Origin of the sequence: Pumilibacter muris, from assembly GCF_943193045.1 — a bacterium.
Lineage (GTDB): Bacteria > Bacillota > Clostridia > Christensenellales > Pumilibacteraceae > Pumilibacter > Pumilibacter muris.
On record NZ_CALPCN010000008.1, the window covers coordinates 53,334 to 69,080 of the forward strand.

The 15,747-nt window shown below is 46.8% G+C and carries 12 protein-coding genes and 1 tRNA gene; 5 read left to right on the top strand and 8 right to left on the bottom strand.

What is annotated here, in order from left to right; translation table 11 throughout:
- Window positions 1-41: 41 nt before the first annotated feature.
- Window positions 42-371, bottom strand: coding sequence for a hypothetical protein (locus NFR62_RS09055; protein WP_251617642.1), 330 nt, complete (start codon window positions 369-371; stop codon window positions 42-44).
- Between the two features lie 143 nt (window positions 372-514).
- Between NFR62_RS09055 and NFR62_RS09060 the strand changes: the two genes are divergently transcribed.
- Window positions 515-1,441 (top strand): helix-turn-helix transcriptional regulator, encoded by a 927-nt coding sequence (locus tag NFR62_RS09060; protein WP_251617644.1) that lies wholly within the window; start codon window positions 515-517, stop codon window positions 1,439-1,441.
- Between the two features lie 9 nt (window positions 1,442-1,450).
- On the opposite strand, the gene NFR62_RS09065 is transcribed toward NFR62_RS09060, so the two are convergent.
- From NFR62_RS09065 to polA, 3 genes are read right to left on the bottom strand one after another with little or no spacing between them, the layout of a single operon-like run.
- Window positions 1,451-1,936 (bottom strand): lytic transglycosylase domain-containing protein, encoded by a 486-nt coding sequence (locus NFR62_RS09065; protein WP_251617646.1) that lies wholly within the window; start codon window positions 1,934-1,936, stop codon window positions 1,451-1,453.
- A gap of 46 nt (window positions 1,937-1,982) precedes the next feature.
- Window positions 1,983-2,576, bottom strand: coding sequence for a dephospho-CoA kinase (gene coaE / locus NFR62_RS09070; protein ID WP_251617648.1), 594 nt, complete (start codon window positions 2,574-2,576; stop codon window positions 1,983-1,985).
- 34 nt (window positions 2,577-2,610) lie between these two features.
- A complete protein-coding gene (polA, locus tag NFR62_RS09075) occupies window positions 2,611-5,157 on the bottom strand; it encodes a DNA polymerase I (RefSeq protein ID WP_251617650.1) in 2,547 nt (848 codons plus the stop codon).
- 223 nt (window positions 5,158-5,380) lie between these two features.
- Here polA and NFR62_RS09080 point away from each other — a divergent pair, with 223 nt between their 5' ends.
- The 4 genes from NFR62_RS09080 (at window position 5,381) to NFR62_RS09095 (ending at window position 7,282) form a co-directional block, all read left to right on the top strand.
- Window positions 5,381-6,052: a phosphatase PAP2 family protein gene (locus NFR62_RS09080; RefSeq protein WP_251617652.1), complete on the top strand. Its 672-nt coding sequence runs from the start codon at window positions 5,381-5,383 to the stop codon at window positions 6,050-6,052.
- A gap of 145 nt (window positions 6,053-6,197) precedes the next feature.
- On the top strand, window positions 6,198-6,413 hold the full coding sequence (locus NFR62_RS09085; RefSeq protein ID WP_251617654.1) for a helix-turn-helix domain-containing protein: 216 nt from the start codon (window positions 6,198-6,200) through the stop codon (window positions 6,411-6,413).
- 144 nt (window positions 6,414-6,557) lie between these two features.
- Window positions 6,558-6,644 (top strand) — tRNA-Leu (locus NFR62_RS09090).
- Between the two features lie 80 nt (window positions 6,645-6,724).
- The gene (locus tag NFR62_RS09095; protein ID WP_251617655.1) at window positions 6,725-7,282 is read left to right on the top strand and encodes a YdeI/OmpD-associated family protein; all 558 of its coding nucleotides are present in this window, start codon (window positions 6,725-6,727) and stop codon (window positions 7,280-7,282) included.
- A gap of 52 nt (window positions 7,283-7,334) precedes the next feature.
- On the opposite strand, the gene NFR62_RS09100 is transcribed toward NFR62_RS09095, so the two are convergent.
- Genes NFR62_RS09100 through NFR62_RS09115 form a run of 4 tightly spaced genes read right to left on the bottom strand, consistent with a single transcriptional unit; the run spans window position 7,335 to window position 15,704 of the window.
- On the bottom strand, window positions 7,335-12,218 hold the full coding sequence (locus NFR62_RS09100; protein ID WP_251617657.1) for a hypothetical protein: 4,884 nt from the start codon (window positions 12,216-12,218) through the stop codon (window positions 7,335-7,337).
- Between the two features lie 33 nt (window positions 12,219-12,251).
- On the bottom strand, window positions 12,252-13,760 hold the full coding sequence (locus tag NFR62_RS09105) for a leucine-rich repeat protein (protein WP_251617659.1): 1,509 nt from the start codon (window positions 13,758-13,760) through the stop codon (window positions 12,252-12,254).
- The gene (locus NFR62_RS09110) at window positions 13,747-14,463 is read right to left on the bottom strand and encodes a hypothetical protein (RefSeq protein ID WP_251617661.1); all 717 of its coding nucleotides are present in this window, start codon (window positions 14,461-14,463) and stop codon (window positions 13,747-13,749) included. Before NFR62_RS09110 ends, NFR62_RS09105 begins: the two co-directional genes overlap by 14 nt.
- An 11-nt stretch (window positions 14,464-14,474) precedes the next feature.
- Complete coding sequence (locus NFR62_RS09115) at window positions 14,475-15,704, bottom strand: hypothetical protein (RefSeq protein WP_251617663.1); 1,230 nt, start codon at window positions 15,702-15,704, stop codon at window positions 14,475-14,477.
- Window positions 15,705-15,747: the final 43 nt, after the last annotated feature.

Consider the following 15,747-nt stretch of genomic DNA (forward strand, 5'->3'; position numbering starts at 1 on the left):
CGCAAGCTTGCCAGCTTAACCGCCTTTTTTTCTGCGAACCACTAACGAGCGGATTTAACGAGCATACCGTAGCCCGCTCTCTCCACGCGAACGTAGTTTTGCTCCGACGCGAACAGCGGAGTGTCGAACGACACCAAAAGTCCGCCGTCCATAATCACCGCCGCGCGCGCTATAATGCGGCGGTTACCTATGCGCGAATACATAGTCCAATCGTCCACGCAACCTGCGGGTTGGTTTTCGCACAAAAATCCGTATGCGTCGCCTCCCACCGAATACGCGCCTATGCGCGAAAAGCCATTGTCGTATTTGAGAACAACGGGGTCGCCCGGCAACACGTTTTCAGTTCCTATTGTGCGAATCATTGCAAACATAATGTTTTTCTCCTTAGCCGTTCGTATAGTCGGCTCGCTTATTTACACACACAGTATAACACAATATTGTTGACAACGTCTGTCAGTAATGATAAAATATTTTTGCAAATACAAAACTTTTTTAACGCAAGGAGAAAAGCGGTTTGAACGCCGACATTATTCTTATAATTTATTTCACGCTCATTTCCAAACGCAAAAAAGTGAAACGCAGTACATTAGCTATGCGCGCGGGCGTGAACGTGCGCACCGTAAGCCGCGCAATCGACGCTCTGACTTTGGCGGGCGTTCCCGTATATTCCGAAACGGGACCTGACGGCGGTTACTATATTCCCGACGATTACGTTATAACGCAAGCTGCTTTCACTTCGGCGGAAAAGGCGCGAATAGTAAATTGCATAAACGCCGCAAAACATAATTTTTCGGACAAGCTTTGCGACACGGTGCTCGATAAGCTTAAAAGCCTTGCCACTCCCGCCGAAAACTTTTTGATAAAATCCGAAACTCTCGTTATAGACGCTTCGGGTTGGAACGAGCCTTTGCACGCAAGCAACAAAATAACGGTGCTCGGCCGCGCCGTAGAAGAACGCAAAACTCTGCGCATGAAATATGTAGACCGCTACGAATATTCGTCGGAGCGTTTTTTCGACCCGTACTGCATCGTTCAAAAAGGCGGAATGTGGTACGTTTACGGTTGGTGCCATAGCCGCAAAGATTTCAGGCTTTTTAAAATAACGCGAATAGAGGACGTGCTCGTTACCGACAAAACTTTCGTGCGCCGCCCGAGCGACGTATATGCGAAATTGCGCGGCGATTTCAACCGCGACGACCTTGTGAGTTTTTCGATAGAATTTTCCAGCCTAATGCTGCCCGAAATCGAGGAATGGCTTGGTCCCGAGTGCATAGAAGACATGGGCAGGTGCTACGTTGCAACCGCCGAAATGTTCGGCGGAAATCAATTAGTTAGCAAAATTTTGAGTTTCGGTTCGGGGGTTCGCGTACTTTCGCCCGACGCCTTGCGCGAAGAAGTTGAAGTGGAATGCACACGCATGCTCGCAAGTTACGGCGACTGACTTAACGGTTCATCTGAACTTTTCGTATACCTTTTTCGAACGCAAAACTTTTTTCACATATTCGCGTGTTTCTTTAAACCCGTATTCTTCCCTGCCCTCGCTTCGCCAACGAAGCAAATTGCCCTCTCCCGCATTATAAGCGGCGAGCGCGTCGGCGAGCGAATATTTTTCGGTAAGATATTTAAGATACGCCGTGCCCAAGCGAATGTTTTCCGACGGTTCCGTTAATCTTACGGCGGACTGCGGCGAACCTATTTTTTCGGCTATCCACACAGCCGTAGACGGCATAAGCTGCATAAGCCCCACAGCGCCCGCGCGCGATTGCGCGTCGGGGCGATATTTGCTTTCGGTGCGAATTACCGCGCGCACAAGATTTTCGTCTGCTTCGAACTCTCTGCACGCCGAGCGTATTTCGTTTGAATATTTGTTCGGATATGCAACCGACAAAAAAAGGGCGAACGACAAAACCGTCGCCGCCGCAACCGCAAAAATCACCGCCGTAATTTTCCACGTTTTAGAAATATTCCTGCACCTCCGAGAGCTATTCCGTAAGCTCCAAATACGTTCTTAAAACCTGCGCTCTCAAACGAGCCAACCCGCCGTCGTTTTCAAGCACTATGTCAGCACGGGCGGCGCGCTCTTCGTCAGTCATTTGCGCGCGAACCATGCTTTCGGCAAGTTCCATACTCACATTATCCCTCTTTTGCAACCGCTCTATTCTAACGCTTTCGTCGCACGCCACAGTTATATTAGGTTTTGTAAGCTTATAAAATTCGGTTTCAAACAATAAAGGCACAACAACTATTATCACGGGAGACGCACTTTTAAGCACGGCTTCGCTAATTTCTCTCTTCGTTTCTTCCATAATTGAGGGATGTAAAACCGAATCGAGCAATTTTCTTTTTTCTTCGTCCGAAAAAACGATTTTGCGAAGTTCGCGCCTGTTTAGCGTCTCGCCCGAAAAAGCCTCGCCGAAAAAGCGTTGCAGTTTTTCGCGCACTTCCGAAAAATCGGTTACGCGGCGCGCTATTACGTCGGTATCAATAATATATGCGCCCGCAGCGCGAAACATTTCAGCCGCAGCGCTTTTTCCGCTTGCAATTCCGCCCGTGAGCCCCGCAACAGTAATTTTCATAGCTTTAAACCTCTCGCAACAAATATTTCGGCGATTATTTGCAGTCGAACCAACTGCGCCCCTCGCTCACTTCCGCCACAAGCGGCACGCTTAACGTGAACGCGTTTTCCATTTCATTTTTAAGCATAGTTTTAACCGCGTCTATTTCGTCTTCCGCCGTTTCCACTATAAGTTCGTCGTGCACCTGCAAAATAAGCCGCGATTTCATGCCTTCGAGAGCTTTGCTCACGTTTAGCATAGCTATTTTTATAATATCGGCGGCAGTGCCTTGAAGCGGCATATTCATTGCGGCGCGCTCGCCGAACTGGCGGGTAAAATAAACCGACGAAAACAATTCGGGGATTTTGCGGCGTCTGCCGAGTAGCGTGGTAACGTAGCCGTCTTTTTTCGCCTGCACCACGCACCTGTCAAGATATTCGCGCACGCCGCTGAAACGTTCGAAATAGTTTTCTATATATTGTTTGGCTTCCGTTTTGGAAATTTTCAAATTAGAGGCAAGACCGAATTCGCTTATTCCGTATATAATTCCGAAATTTACGGTTTTTGCGGTTCTGCGCATAATCGGCGTAACTTCGTTGAGCGACACCCCGAAAACCTGCGCGGCAGTGTACGAATGAATGTCGGCGCCCTCTCTGTACGCTTTAAGCATTATGGGGTCTTGCGAATAGTGCGCCATAATTCTGAGCTCTATTTGCGAATAGTCGGCAGATACGAGAGTGAACCCCTCGCGCGCAACAAAAAGCGAGCGCAGTATTTTTCCGTCCTCTTCGCGCACGGGAATATTTTGCAAATTCGGCTCCACGCTCGAAAGCCGCCCCGTTGTGGTAAGCGTCTGCCTAAACTCGGTGTGCACGGTGCCTTTCGCGTCCAAAAGCTTTCTTAACCCGTCTATATAAGTGCTGTTAAGCTTTGTAATAAAGCGATAACGCAAAACAAGCGGCACAATGGTATACGAAGAGTCGAGCTGTTCGAGAATTTCGGCGTTTGTATTGAACGTTTTCGCGCCTTTTTTAGGGTAAGGAATACCCATGTCTTCGAACAACACTTTCGCAAGCTGTCGCGGCGATTTAATATTAAACTGTTTGCCCGCTTCGGCATGTATTTGCTTTGTAAGGCGTTGCTCCTCTTCCGAATACACCGCGCCTATTTCTTCGAGACGAGCACGGTTCACTTCGAAACCCGCTTGCTCCATATCAAACAACACTTTAACGAGCGGCAACTCTATGTCGTAATAAAGCCTACGCATGCCCGATTCGTTTAACGCCTCGTTAAGTTCTCGTTTTAACGTTAGCATTCCGCTCGCAAGGTCGGCTGCGGCTATCGAATACGCCTCGAACAGTCCGTTCATAACCGCGTGCGGCACGGTGGCGTCGGCAATATATTGAGCAAGTCCGACGTCGAAAAAGCCGTCGCATAATATTTTATAGTTTTTATAAATATACGTTATAAAGCTCTTTGAATCAAACACCACTTTGGTAATTCGCCCGTCGCAAAGCACGTCTTTAACAGCCGCTATAATTTCGGGTTCGCTCAATCCCGCGTCGAAAAAACTGTAACTGAGGTTCACAACGTATTCGGTGCCTTCGTCTACCGCAAAATGAAATTCGGATTCGGTAACGTGCATAGCAACTTCCGTTTTGCCTTGAATTACTTCGCGCAATTTTTCAGCCGACGCAATCTGCACTCTTTCCGCAACCTTTCTCGAAGAAGCGGTGGGAACTGTTCCCGTAGTGAAAATTTCGGCGCGTCGAATAAGCGACTTAAACCCCTGACTTTCGAAAAACGCGAAAACCGACGACGAAAACGGAAATTCGTATTTACATTCTTCAAGCTCGCATTCAAAAGGTACGGCAACGTCTATTGTGGCGAGAGTTTTCGAAAGTTCCGCACTCGCTTTTCCTTCAAGCAATATATTCCTTATTCTCGTTCCGATATCGTCTAACGAAGCGTAAACGCCGCTCAAAGAGCCGTATTGCTTTAAAAGATTTTTAGCAATTTTGTCGCCTATTCCTGGAACGCCCGGTATGTCGTCGCTTCCGTCGCCGGCAAGAGCCTTGTAATCTATAATCCCCTGCGGCGTAAGCTCGTATTTTTCAAGCAAACTCGTTTCGTCTATTTCGTCCACTTCGGTTATGCCTCGTTTGGTTAAAAGCACGCGCGTAGAGGAATCCACAAGTTGTAAACTGTCGCGGTCGCCCGTTACGATATAAGTTTGAACATCGTAACGCTTTGAAAGCGTTCCTATTATGTCGTCGGCTTCGTAGCCCGCCATTTCAACATGCCTAACGCCCATAACGTCGAGCATTTCTTTCAGCACCGGCATTTGGGCGGCAAGCTCGTCGGGCATTCCCTTGCGGCGCGATTTGTAACCGTCGTAAAGCTTATGGCGAAAAGTGGGCGCGTGAACGTCGAACGCCGTAACGATATAGTCGGGCTTAACCGTTTCTATCATTTTAACAAGCATTGTGGCAAACCCGAAAACGGCTTGCACCTGCATTCCCTGCGGATTGTTTAAAGGCGGCAACGCATAGTAAGCTCTGTTCACTAAGCTATTTCCGTCGATAAGTAACATTTTTTCCATACAATCATTGTACTATTTTGCAAAGCCATTAGTCAAGAAAAACCCGCAAAGACGCAAAACATATTTTTATATTTGACAACTCGGCGCATAATGTTATAGAATAAATTGTGTCGAATAATAAAAAACGACGCGCAAATACTATATAAAAACTAAGGAGGACACCGCTACGGCTAATTGGCTCGATAAAACTTTTTTGCCTTTCGACAGAGCGATTTTTAAAGCTATGCATTCGTTGCAACAAGCTGCGGGAGGCTTTTTTAACGGATTTGCGAAATTTATTTCGTTTTTCGGCGAACTCGGCTGGTTCTTTATTGTGCTTGCGTTGGTTTTTATGCTCTTTAAACGAATGAGACGAGAAGGACTTGCAATGGCGTTCGCGCTTTTTATAGGCGCCGTAATAACAAACATTTTGCTTAAAAATATTGTAGGACGCGCGCGCCCGTTCACGCGAGAAGGAACGCCTTTCGAACAATGGTGGCTTGCGGCGGGACAAAGCCCGGAAAATTCCGCTTCGTTTCCGTCCGGGCACACTACTGCGGCTTTCGCGTCTATGGTGGCTTTTTTCATAATCGGCAACAAACGCTATTCTTGGACGGGGCTTGTGTTTGCTTTTATAATGGCGCTCTCGCGCATTTATCTAATTGTGCACTACCCCACCGACGTAATCGCAGGCATAATAGTTGGTACTGCGGCGGGAATATGCGGAGCGCTGTTAAGCAATTTGATTTATAAAAAAGCGCGCGGAAAATTCGGAGAACTACTCAAAAATTTCAGCATAATAACTTTTTTAAAACGACTGTTTTCAAAAAAGAACCGCGACGAACAAATCGAGTCCGACGAGAGCGAAGTTCTTTCGCAAACTCAAACGGACGAAAACAACACGGAAAACATTTAGTTTAATACTCCTCTCTTCGCCCCCCTCAAACCTTTCCGCGTAAAAACGGGAAGGTTTTTGCGTTTGCAAAAAGTTCCTACATTTGTAGGGTTTTTCCAAAAGTGCCAACGACTGTGGGAAAATAGTGTAAAGAGAGGTATGCATTATGGAACACGACGTTAAATTAGCGGAAAGACTCAGAGAGTTTATGGACCTTAGAGACATTAACCAACGTCAGTTGGAACTCGCAACAAAGCTATCGAATCAAGCGATTTCGTTTTGGCTCTCTAAACAAAGGTTGCCGTCTTTGCTCTCGCTTTGGGATTTAGCCGACTATTTCGATTGCAGCTTAGACTACCTTGTAGGCAGAGAAGACCACTGACGGTTTATAACTTTATCAAATTTATTAAATATTCGACAAAAACGCTTGCCGAATATTTTTGTGCGTCTTTTCAAAAATTTAGCCGCGCAGTCTTAATAAAACGCTTGCAAATTTTTTTCGAATATGGTATTATAAACAAGATGCGCCGCCGTGGTGGAATTGGCAGACGCGCCGGACTCAAAATCCGGTGGTAGCGATACCGTGTCGGTTCGACTCCGACCGGCGGCACCAAAATATGAAGCGACCCCTTTGCGGGTCGTTTTCTTATGGCACGTTTAAGAAATCCACTCGTCTTAATTAAGGAGTTTTTTATGAGCGATATAATGGAATTTGCAAGTAGAGCACAATTCAGAGAATGGCTTTGCGAGCATTGCCTCTCTACCGACGGCGTTTGGCTCTTATTCGGCAAAGGAAGCGGACCGAAAACATTGAAAGCGGACGAAGCGCTTGAAGAAGCTCTTTGTTTCGGCTGGATTGACGGGCAAATGCAAAGCATAGACAGTAATTCTTATAAAAAATATTTTTCCGCTCGCAGAGCTAAAAGCAAGTGGTCGGAAAAAAACAAAGAAATAGTGAAAAGCCTTGAAGAGCGCGGACTTATGACTGAGTTCGGAAGAAAGAAAATAGAAGAAGCCCAAAAAAACGGCATGTGGAACACACCCAAAGCGGAAGTTACGGAAGAACAGATTGCTTGCTTATCCTCTGTTTTAAAAGCCTACGAGCCCGCCTACACCAACTTTCAAGCGATGTCTCCGTCGGTAAAGAAAACTTACGCCCTCGCCTATTTTGACGCAAAGACCGACGCGGGACGCGAAAAACGAATTGCCCGCATCGTGGATAGGCTCAACAAAAATCTAAAACCTATGTAAAAATAAACGACGCAATCCGCATTTGGCAAATTGCGTCGTTTTTTATGTTCTTTTAAAAATTGCGCAAAAACTCTTTGACTTTTTCGACGGAAAGCGCCGATTTGAGGTGCGCGTCGAACGGGCTCGCAATATCCACTACCGATTCGAGTTCTGCGTTTGCAACCCACCATTCCATATAATCCGAGCTTACCCTCGTAAGAGCTTCGATTGCGTCGCTCACGCGATAGCGAAGAACGTCGCAATTCAAGTAGGTGTTAAGTTCGCTTTCTGGCATGGCGGACAACTGTCCCAACGTTTCGGCGGTTACGCGAGGCAGTCGGAATCCGCCGTCTACTCCGAGCATATTCAAAGCGTCGAACACCGCTTGCATCTGCTCGCCGCTTATAACCGAAACTTCTTCCGACGGAACAACAACAAGCGAACCGAGCGTTTCGTCTTTAATCACACGGTTTTCGATTGAAACGCTCAACGCCGACACATAAAGGGCTCCCGCGTTTTCGGAGCACACGGTGCGCGTGAGCGTTGCACGGATTATCACGCTATCGAGCACGGCGCCGTATTGCTCGGGCGACGGAGCTTTTTCGATTTCCGCATTCCAATTCCCTATCGGAGCGTCGCCGTACAGCGCAGTGAACGCGTCCAAAAGCGCCGTAAGCTCGCTTGGAACAATTAACCCGTCGGCAAAGCTTACGGTGCTCTCAGGCACTGCGAGCGCTTCTTTACTAATCAGATTTTCGGTTAGCGAAGCCGCAAGCAAATACGAGTTTATTTGCCCGTCTTTTCCGATAAGATTTTCCTTTATTGCCGACGCGCTTTCAAGCTCGAACGAACCCACGTCTTTATCTCCGCTCAAAAGGTTAATAATAGTTTGCACTTCCGTTTCGCGGTAAACGGCGTATTCGTTCAAGTTGCCTCCCGTTCTCTTTTCGTATGCCTTAACGTGGTCTGACAGCATAGAATTACTTTTTACCGCGCTTTGTATCGATTTTGTGATACTACCCGCCACAAGCCCCGAACGATATAGAACCGAAAGCTTTTCTGGCGTGCCCGCAATGTTTTTTAAATCGGCAAAGCTAACGCTTTTAATTAAATCCGACGGCTTTTGCCCTTCGGATAGCGCAAGCACGTTAAGCGCGTCTATGCAAGCCGATATTTCCGATTTAGTGTAAATTCCTTTTTCGGTTTTCAAACTGTTGCGCAAGCTCGAATTTATAACGCTTTCCGTAAACGCTTTGTCAAGTTCCTCAGTAACCATAGACGAAATTATAACCGAAGGATATACCGCGTCGAGCCCGCTTTTGCCGCCTAAATCGGCGCGCTTTTCGTTCATGGAAGCGAGCGAGTTTTCGGCGTTTTCGCGCAACGCGGCGCCGTTTATCTGCAGTATATTGCCCGTCTTATTTCCCGCTTCGTCGGTGAGCCCGAACACGGTCATGGAATCTATCAGCGCTTTAAGTTCTGACTTAGGATAGCACCCGTCCGCATTTTTCGCGTTGTTGCGGTATTCGTCTTTTATAACCGTGCCGCTCCATTTGTCGAACAGATTTTTATCGAGGTGCCTCGTTATGTTGAGCAGCATAATTGCGGAATCGCAACACACGTCGAGCTTTGTGGCTCCCGTGCTTTCGTCTTCAACTTTCGACAGGTCGGGAATAAGAATTTCAAGCTTTTCGTTCAAAGTATCGGAGTTAAGAGTAAAATCGTCGTTCTCGTCGGCGCTTATTCCGAAAACAGTATCCATAGCCGCCACAAGAGCCGAAAGCTCGTGTTGCCACATTTCCACCTCTTGATTCCTGTTTTCTATCAACACGTTTTTCTGCCCCGCTTCTTTAAATTTAGTGGGCAGTTCGAGAGTGTTTTTGTCGGCTCTGTCGGGATTCGACAGAAAATACGCCATAGACGCGCTTATAACGGCGCTTTCGCTCACAACGCGCTTATTGCGCACAAGCTGACGCAAAATATCGTCGGTAGTACTTTCGGAAGACAGTTGAAGCGTGGAAGCCTGAACAAAAATCGATTTTAATTCTTTACGCTTTATAAGCAAATCCAAAACGTCGTTTTGCAAAAGTTCGGTCACACTGTTAGGAATAACGAGTTCAAACCCGTCGCCCACAGTTAGGTCGTTGGCGCGAACATGCTCCGACACCGTGTAATATATCACGTCGGACGCGAACAACGAATCCATAGCTTCGGGTTTCATTGCAAGAAGTTCGTCCAACAACTCGTCTTCGGCTTCGTCGCTCTCCTGCCCTTTTAAGAATTTGTCGAAATCCAACCCCGAATCGCGCACCGCCTTAACAAGATTGTAAAGTTCGCCGTCAACGTTTTTAACAGTCAGCCATGCGTCAACGTTTTCGAGCGCGCGCGGAATAATAACGAACTCGTTGCCGTCGAGCTCTTTTATGAGCACACGCGAAACGGTACCCTCTAAAATTCCGTTGCGCATCATTAACATATCGAGCACTGCGTCGTTTTTGAGCAGCTCTCCCGCTTCCTGTTTTCCGTTCACAAAATCGATTACCGCGTTTTTAACGTTCTCTTCGATAAGCGCGTCGAACAACTCCGAAAGCGTCTTTTTTTCTATAAGGTTTACCGGCTTGCCGTTGCCGTCAAGCTCCAAAACCGCTTCGGGAACATAAAGATTTTCGCCCTTGTTTTCAATCATTACAGCGGAAATCAGCGAACGCATAATCGTGGAATCGGTCATATATCGCGAAAGAGTTACGCCGTTTTTATCGGCGCTTTTAGCCGCTTGCGACAATAAATCGAACAACGTGTCAAATTGCATTTCCTCGTCGCCCGTTGCTTTATCGATTAACTCGCGGTTTTCTTTTGTTCCGAGCAACCTGAACCCGTTCATAATTTTATAAAGTTCGCCGTACTCCACACCGTTTGCGCCGTAGGTGTTTTCGTAAACAATGTTTTCGGGAATATAAACGTTTTCGCTTACCGACAAAAACACATTGTTAAGTTTGTCGCTCACATAATCGGTTGACAAAACGTTACCTATAAGCTTAGAATCGGCTACTGCGGCGGAAACGTTGTCGTACATAGCTATATTATGCTCATAGTTTTCGTCCGCTTCGTCGAACAGCGAAAGCACTTTGTTCATTGTGTTGCTTTCTTCCGACGCCCGAACCGTTTTATACAGCTCTATGCCGTCGGACGCAACCGTTACAAGCGAATTGATTTCGTCAACCCACGAAACGTCGGCGTTCACCACATCCGCATATTTAACGCCGTTGCCGTCATCTTCCGATAAATACGCGTTCGCAATAAAGCAATATAATCTGCCGAGCACGGGATTAAATTCGGATTTTCGCTCGGGATGCAACATTGTGAGTTCGGCTATTTGAGGCAATAAGGCGTCAACAAGGTCTACGCCCGAATCGGTGCTCGACAGTATTGACACAATCATGCGATATAAAAGTTTTGCATCCTCTTTCTCGAATAATTTCGAAATTCCTATGCTCGGAAGCTTTGCGTCGGATAAAACGCCGTTTTGCAGTTTTATTTTGTCGTCCGGAATAACGGGGCTCAAATAACCCGGTTTAAACAACACTTTGAGCATTTCTTTGTTTTTCTCGCCGAGCTTAGAGGCAAAACGGGTGTCGTCAAGATTGCACACAATGGAATTAGCCGCAGAAAGAGCAAAATTTATTATGTAGGTTTGCGATTCGAAATTATCTATAAGGTTTTCGAACTCAACTTGAAACCGAGTGTCCGTCATAACGTCCACTATTTTATCGGTGGCGTTCGAAGTATCTTGCCCGCTTATTATAGGCTTTATTTCGTCCTCGCCGTATTTAAGCAAAAGCGCCAAAGTGTCGCGCGCGAAAGACGCGTATGCGGCAAGTTCTTTTCGCAGCTTTATGTTTGCGTTTATTTCGTTTCTTTCGTCAACAAGTCTGCCGGAAAAAATCAAATCGACCGCAAAAAGATAATACGGGGTATCGTCGGTGTCTTTAAACGTATTTAAAATTTTATATATTCCGCTCGAACCGTAATCTTCGATAGAGCGATAAATAGCGTAATTCAAATCGAATTTCTCGTCGTCGAAAGAATACAGTTTCATGGGGTCTACGCCCGCGCCCGCCGCAACGTATAGTCCGCCGCCGAGCATAGACAGCCCGAGTACGCTTGCGGTAAGTCCGCGAATAAACCCTATAACGCCGCCGCCCGCTCTGTGCGCTTTATAGCTGCGGTCGGTTTTGTTTTCGGCAAACATTCTATTCTTCCGTTTTTTAAATCTACGCTCGGGATACGCTATATGGTAAACTATATAAAGCAAAAACACAAGTATCAAATACAAAACGTACGCCACCGTTGCAAAACAAACGCTGAACGCAACGTCTACGAGCGTCATAAGATACGCGCCGTTATCGCGCATTATCAACGTAAGTTCCTGCCCGTAGCTCAATTTAGACGGCAACCATTCCGCCAAAACGTCGCGCAGCGTTGCGCACTCGGCGCTCACATTAAGCTTTGCCGCAAGCGAACCGCCCGTTACGGCGTCGGCAACCTTTAAAAGCCACGCGTCGAATTTTGCGCTTTTTATAAAGAAGAAATACAGCCCTATGCATAAGCCCGCAACGCAAACCGAATGCAACAGCAATATGGCGCTTTTTCTGAATCCGCGCCACATTCCCCAAAGAGTGCAATACAGCAAGGTGAGTAAAAACGTTACGGTAGGAGCGAACGTTATTAAAACGCGCGCAAATTCTGGCGTTTCTTTTTTGAGCAAAAGCGAAATCGCCAAATGGTCGAGACTTGCGGCAAACAACAAAGGCACGGTTATAAGCAAAAATACGATAGCTCTTTTAACGCGCTTGCCCCGCCCTATTAAAAGGGCAATCAAAAGCAAAAACGCAAGTATCGACAACTCCCATTTGAAAAACGCGAAATTCACTTTGTCAGCTATGCTTGCACAAACCATGCAATTACCTCGTAGTAGCCCTTCCTTCTTTTTTTAAAACGCTTTATAATAATTTTCTGCGTCTTTAACGTTAAACTTAAATTGCGCTGAATTAAATCCGTCGGTGTCGACGCTTCCTTCGAACCATATTTCCTTAGCGCCGCTGCCGTTCACCGTTTCGCCCAGATTGCCGTTGAATTCAAGCGATTCCGGCAAATACAACCGTTGCAATTCTTTAAACCCCGAAAGCGACGTTTCCCCAAGAGTGCGCACGTTCACAAAATACAATTCGTTCACGCTTATGCCCGAATCCGCGCAGCCGTTGAAATAGCCAGACTTTATAAGCGGAGTTTCAACAGTTAGAATTTTGAGCGAAACCGACTCTGTAAGCACGGTTTGAGCCGCTCCGAAAAGCGAAACGAACGAATCGCCTATTTCTCCCGCCGAATGCAGTTCGAGCTTTTCTATTCCGTCGAGCCCTTTCAAAGAACTTTCGGAAAGCGAACCGCAAGAAAGCCGCAAAGCTCTGAGGTTGCCGCATTCTTCGAACACGTCGTTTCCGAGCGAACTCGACGTTAAAAGTTCGAGACGACGCGACGAAGCGAAAGAACCGTTAAAACACGAACTTGTGAATTTTGCGTTAGGCATTTTAATTAAAGAAAGCTTTTCGCATTTTTCAAAAGCGCGCGAAAGAACGTTTACCGCCGCATCCGAATATACTTCGGTTAAATCCGAACCCGCGAATGCGCCGCCGTCGAGCGTAAGGTCAGCTTCTATAACAAGATTTTTAACTTTCGATTTTTTGAAAGCGCCCGAGCGGATTTGCACAACGTTGTAACCGCCGAGAGTTTTAGGAACCGTAACCGAACTCGACTTTCCCTCGTAGCCGCTTATTCCCACAGTTTTATCCGTTAAACTTACAACCGTGAACTCGCCGAGCGAGAACTCTTTCGACGAATTGCGAAAATAAACTGCGGAGCCTATTGAAAAAGCCAAAACGAGCAAAACGAAAATTACGCACATTACCTGCGGAAACACAGCCATATTTTTGCGCGCCACGTCCCGAATATCGAACGCCGACGATTTGCGCTTGCGCACCTCTTTATCGGCAACGAAATCGTTAGAGCGAAAGCCCTCTCCGCGCGCGGGCGGAATTGCTTTGCCCGAATCGTGCACATATCTTTCGAACGTATAACTATTGTCTTTAAACTCGCCTTTTTCCCACCGTATGCGGTCGAACTTGGCTGCAAGCAATTTAACCGAAATACTTTCGCAGTTGGCGCCGAGTTTTAGCTTAGCCTTAGGCACGAACACTTCGTTTTCGGAAGCGGTGAACTTATCGTGCGACAAAAGAGTCTTGCTTAAAACGTTGCCGCCCGCATCGTGTTGGTAAACCTCGAACTTTATAGCGTAAAGCGGTTGGTTAAGGTTGTTCACGAATTTTAAAAGCGCGTACTTTTCTCCCTCTTTCGCGTCGTCGAATATTATGTATTCTTTAAGCGCCACAACGTCGGAAGGATTTTTGGCGTAATCGAATTTAACGACGTTCTTATAAGAAGTCATATTCCAAAGCACCTCCGCTCAATCCTTTCACGTTTTTGCGACGGAAACATTTAACCGTAATAAAATAGTTGAACACGGCGAAAGCTGCCGACGCAATAACCGCAATATAGTTAAACAAATTTTTTAAGTAAGGCACCGAATAATTTTTGCCGGCGATAAGCTCTATAACGGCGTGCCTTATAACGAACAATCCCAAAAATAACAGCGCGCTTTTTATAAACGCGTGCAACCTTATTTTATTTACCGACAGCGGACGAATAACGTCGTTGTTAATAACAACGTCGTCAACGGCGCCTATAATCACGTTCACGCGGGCGCAACGGCGATTTAAGGCAATCACCTTAGACGAATCGCCCGTAGCCTGTTCGTTCACGCGCAACACTCCGATAACGCTTTTCCTGCTTGAATATTGCACCACAAAATACGAAATGCTTTTAAAATTCTCGTTGAAGTTGCAAACCAAAAACTTATCGTATAACGTCTTGCATATCACATATTTTTTTATGTATTTGCGGGTTTCGCCTGACGTGAAATATATCGAATTTTTCGAACTCTCCGTTTGCACGTCTTTAATGAACTCGTCGTCTTGAAAATCGTGGTAATACACGTTTTTCAACAGACGCAAGCACAACGACAGAACCGAGAGCGCCAAGAATAGCGCAGCCGATATTGCGCTTAACAATCTCCAAATAAAAACTGTCATTTATCTTTCTCCTAACGTTCTGTGTCGGCGGCGTCGCCGTCGGGTAAAACGATTTCCGCGTCTGAAACTTCGTCGCTTTCATAACCGCTCGGCGTAGGCTTTACAACGGTTTGAGTTTCGCGCGCGAGCCATTCGTATTGCTCCGACGCGGACGCGGGTTGTTCGTCTTGCAAAGTTTTAGCCCCGCCTTCGTCCTGCGGTTCGTTTTCGGAAGTAAGCTCGGAACTGTCGTTCGATTGCGGCGGCGGCTCGTCAGGCACGTCCGCCTCGTTTTCGTAAGTTTTAACTTTGCGAGCGGATTCTCCCGGCTCGGTATACGAAGTAAATTTTGCAACGGGCTCCGCTTTTTCGGCGGAATCGAACAAATTCAACAAGTCGCTGTCAAGCCCTTGCGATTTCAAAGTGTTTACGCTCGCTTTTTTAATGAACACGCCTTTCACGCGGTTGTCGAGCGCGGATGGTTCAAGCGCTATATCACGGAACAATTCGTTGTTCGCCATTATCGAACCGAGAGTGAACACTGGCGCAAGCGCGACAAAAGCGGCGAGCGCAACCAACGCCCAAATAATTGCCACAAGTTTGCCTATATTGCCTCCGAACAGCGAAAGCAACATAAACGTAAACATAGACGCGGCGCCCAAATAAGCGACTATCACAACGTAAGGCACGCACACGTTTAAAAAGCATGTGAGCTTGCCTCCTCTGCGCATAGTTTCAACCGCAGCCGTAAGCGTTGCCGTTGCGCCCGTTTTTTCGGAATTCGAATCGAGAAGATACGACGTTGGCGCAAACAACAACACAAGAGCGAAAGAATATATAACAATAGCAACGGCGGCGGGCGCCGCAAAAACAACCGCGAGCAAAACAGGTTCGCGCATTTTCGCCGCCGTTCCTATTACCGCACCCAAAAAGCCGAGCGCTACGCCTACTGCGGCAATCACTAAAAGCCCTCCGAGAAAAATCAATCCTTTCAGCGCCATAGTTAGCAATACGGTGCCGAAAGAGCGCCAACTTTCCACTCCGCCGAAAGAACGTATTACCGAAATTTCGCCGTCGGTTTTCGCAATTTTCGCCATGCGAACCGACGCGACGGGAAAAATAGCGTTCAAAAACGGAACAAAAGTTCCTATAAGCTTAGCAAAGAACCAAACGTAATAGCGGAATATATTGCCGCCTTTCAACACCGTTTTAGCCGCCGCTTTAATATTTTTTGCAAAATAGTATCCGAAACCGCGATTCATTTGCAGCCCTCCGTTTTTCCGTTACGCTTTTCCCGCACGTTTT

Bases quoted from the DNA above. Each gene is read 5' to 3' on its own strand.
- NFR62_RS09055 (WP_251617642.1), bottom strand. From the start codon at position 371: ATGTTTGCAATGATTCGCACAATAGGAACTGAAAACGTGTTGCCGGGC.
- coaE (WP_251617648.1), bottom strand. From the start codon at position 2,576: ATGAAAATTACTGTTGCGGGGCTCACGGGCGGAATTGCAAGCGGAAAA.
- polA (WP_251617650.1), bottom strand. From the start codon at position 5,157: ATGGAAAAAATGTTACTTATCGACGGAAATAGCTTAGTGAACAGAGCT.
- NFR62_RS09080 (WP_251617652.1), top strand. From the start codon at position 5,381: ATGCATTCGTTGCAACAAGCTGCGGGAGGCTTTTTTAACGGATTTGCG.
- NFR62_RS09085 (WP_251617654.1), top strand. From the start codon at position 6,198: ATGGAACACGACGTTAAATTAGCGGAAAGACTCAGAGAGTTTATGGAC.
- NFR62_RS09095 (WP_251617655.1), top strand. From the start codon at position 6,725: ATGAGCGATATAATGGAATTTGCAAGTAGAGCACAATTCAGAGAATGG.
- NFR62_RS09100 (WP_251617657.1), bottom strand. From the start codon at position 12,218: ATGGTTTGTGCAAGCATAGCTGACAAAGTGAATTTCGCGTTTTTCAAA.
- NFR62_RS09105 (WP_251617659.1), bottom strand. From the start codon at position 13,760: ATGACTTCTTATAAGAACGTCGTTAAATTCGATTACGCCAAAAATCCT.
- NFR62_RS09110 (WP_251617661.1), bottom strand. From the start codon at position 14,463: ATGACAGTTTTTATTTGGAGATTGTTAAGCGCAATATCGGCTGCGCTA.
- NFR62_RS09115 (WP_251617663.1), bottom strand. From the start codon at position 15,704: ATGAATCGCGGTTTCGGATACTATTTTGCAAAAAATATTAAAGCGGCG.